This is a genomic window from Halorhodospira abdelmalekii, assembly GCF_016583625.1.
Classification (GTDB): Bacteria; Pseudomonadota; Gammaproteobacteria; order Nitrococcales; family Halorhodospiraceae; genus Halorhodospira; species Halorhodospira abdelmalekii.
Genome location: NZ_NRRN01000102.1, coordinates 1 through 2,435, shown reverse-complemented (window position 1 = coordinate 2,435; position 2,435 = coordinate 1). Strand labels below are relative to the sequence as shown.

Annotated in this window: 3 protein-coding genes and 1 pseudogene; 3 read left to right on the top strand and 1 reads right to left on the bottom strand. The window is 53.3% G+C overall.

Annotated features, from left to right (window positions below; all coding sequences use genetic code 11):
• Positions 1-319: pseudogene (locus CKO15_RS13450) on the bottom strand (Tn3 family transposase); the annotation flags it as partial.
• Between the two features lie 35 nt (positions 320-354).
• Here CKO15_RS13450 and CKO15_RS13445 point away from each other — a divergent pair.
• The 3 genes from CKO15_RS13445 (at position 355) to csx2 (ending at position 2,260) form a co-directional block, all read left to right on the top strand.
• Complete coding sequence (locus tag CKO15_RS13445; protein ID WP_200197278.1) at positions 355-699, top strand: DUF6088 family protein; 345 nt, start codon at positions 355-357, stop codon at positions 697-699.
• Positions 700-819: 120 nt separating this feature from the next.
• Positions 820-996, top strand: a complete 177-nt coding sequence (gene cas6, locus CKO15_RS14740) for a CRISPR system precrRNA processing endoribonuclease RAMP protein Cas6 (RefSeq protein ID WP_420842151.1) — start codon at positions 820-822, stop codon at positions 994-996.
• Between the two features lie 37 nt (positions 997-1,033).
• Positions 1,034-2,260, top strand: a complete 1,227-nt coding sequence (gene csx2, locus CKO15_RS13435; protein ID WP_200197272.1) for a TIGR02221 family CRISPR-associated protein — start codon at positions 1,034-1,036, stop codon at positions 2,258-2,260.
• Positions 2,261-2,435 lie beyond the last annotated feature (175 nt).

Below are 2,435 nucleotides of genomic sequence, written 5' to 3'. Positions count from 1 at the left end.
ACTCGCGCAGCGCCAAAGCCAGACCGTTCTGGCGTGGGTAGCTGCCGAGTTTCCTGAGCATCAGCGAAGCCGTCACCGTACCCTGCTTGATTGAAGTGGCCAGCCGCAAGATTTCGTCCCAATGGGCTCGGACGCGCTTGATGTTCAGTGTGCCACCGATCATTGGATGCAGTGCTTCGTAGGCAGCTTCGCCTTTCGGGATGTAGAGTTTGGTGTCGCCAAGGTCGCGAATGCGCGGCGCGAAGCGGAAGCCCAACAGATGCATCAGCGCGAAGACGTGATCGGTGAAGCCGGCTGTATCGGTGTAGTGCTCCTCGATGGGGTAGACCCAACAGTCGTGTCACCAGGGGCCATTTGGCTCAGTTGCGGGAGCGCCTGAGGATCCGTGCTCCGGCCCCGGAGAGAGTCATCAAGGCACTGGCTGCGCAAAGCGGCGAAATCGTCGTACCGCACGGCGCCAGTGCAGCCAACGGCCTGGGGCTGACCCAGCAGGTGCCCACCCGTGAGGTCTACCTCACCTCTGGGCGCAGCCGAAAACTGAAACTCGGCCGCTCGGAAGTGCTGGTCAAGCATGCTCCCCGCTGGATGCTGGCGCTCGGCACTGGACCGGCAGGCTCGGCGGTACGGGCGCTGGCGTGGATGGGGCCGACGCAGGTGAGTCGTTCGCTGGTTTCACTGCGGCGGTGGCTTACCTCCTAGGCGGGAGCACATCAACCTGACCGACGACTGCATCTGGCGGCAGAACAAGCAGGTCGAGCAAGGCAAGTTCCGGCCGCTACGAATGCCCGGCGAGGCTTAGCGTACGATTTTTTCCGTTTTCTGAGACGACCCCTGTCCGCTCTACCGGAGCCCATCTGGCCTTGGGTGTGGCTCGGACAGTGGCTGCACGTCGGCAAAGGGGCAGTGATGGGAATGGGGCGTTATCGTTATGCCTCGCAGGGAAGCATTTCGGAAGTAACAAATATTCAAGCTTATCATGCTGCTGGGCATGATTAATCTTTGAGCGCCCCCCTCAAGAAAAGGAGAAGTCACCATGCCGCGCGTACTTATTACTCACATCGGAAAACCGAGAGAGGAAAAAACAAACACTGAACCTTCTTCACTGGTTCCTCACTACCAAGAAACCACATATGAAATCAATGGCGAGAAATTTACTACGCCGATGATCGGCTTTGGCCTAGCAGAGACAACAAAACCTGACAGGATAATCTTTCTGGGAACCCCTGGCAGCTCATGGGCATCTCTTATAGATGTCAGCCGATTTCTAGGCAACTGCCCAAGAGAAGACGAAGAAAAAGCCCTAGAACTAATGGCAGAGCTCGAAACCTTAGAGAAAAATGACAGAGCGACCGCCAAAGACTTGGCGCCACTAGGTGAATCTTTACGCCAGTGGCTTAATTTACCAGTTATCTGCCAAATAACCCCCTACATTGAGTCTGATTCGCGCCTCGACACGGCGCGCTATCTCAAGTCTCTGGATGAAGTTATCGAACCCAAGGATTGCCTTTTGATCGACGTAACCCACGGGTTACGCTATCACCCTATGCTGGCCTTACTCTCCGCCCAATACTTCGCAATGGTCCGCGAGACCAAGTTGGAGGGTATTTTTTACGGCGCTTTTGACCGATCTTCAGCTGACGGCATCAGCCCAGTGATTTCATTGCATGGAATGCTCGATGTTTTGCAATGGGTACAAGCACTGCACAGTTTCGATAAAGACGGTGATTACGGGGTGTTTGAAAAACTTTTAGAAGAGGACTGTGTCCCGAAAGAAGTGTGCGCCTCCATGGGCCGGGCTGCATTTTTTGAGAGAACCTCCAATGCTGCAAAGGCCAAGAAACATCTAAATCCAATAAAAAATTACAAGTTCAACGAAAAAATAGAACCACTGGCCGAGTTATTTTCTTCCGCATTGCAAGAACGCTTGAACTGGTCTGATGCGACTGGCCGCGGCGATCTGGAAATTAGACTAGCACACGAATATTTGAAGCGCAGAGACTATATCCGAGCAGCTGCCTACACCCAGGAAGGATATATAAGCAAACGGCTTTATCAGGAAAAAGAAGACATCGACGACTATGAAAAAAGAAAAAAACTGTCAGACTCTGAAGAAAACGAAGATTTCAAAACCCTCAAAAAAATAAGAAACTCACTGGTTCACGGACAGCGGAACAACGGAAGAATATCTAGGCTATTAGGGGATGAAGAAAGTCTTGAAAAAGAAATCAAAAAGTTAATGAAAAAATTAAAAACCGGATAGAGAAAGCAAGTCGGCCCACGGCAAGCTTCCCGTCTCCGCCCTCCCGCAGTGCTTGGTGCCATCCTGTGGCCCTAGCACTTGCTGTGGAGGGCACACCATGGCCCGCAAGCTCTACCTCGCTGCCTACGATGTCCGCTGCCCGCGCCGGCTGGCTAAAGCGGTGCGCGTCGTCAAA

What these genes read in the sequence shown, in the direction of transcription:
- csx2 (WP_200197272.1), top strand. Translation starts at nt 1,034, where the DNA reads ATGCCGCGCGTACTTATTACTCACATCGGAAAACCGAGAGAGGAAAAA.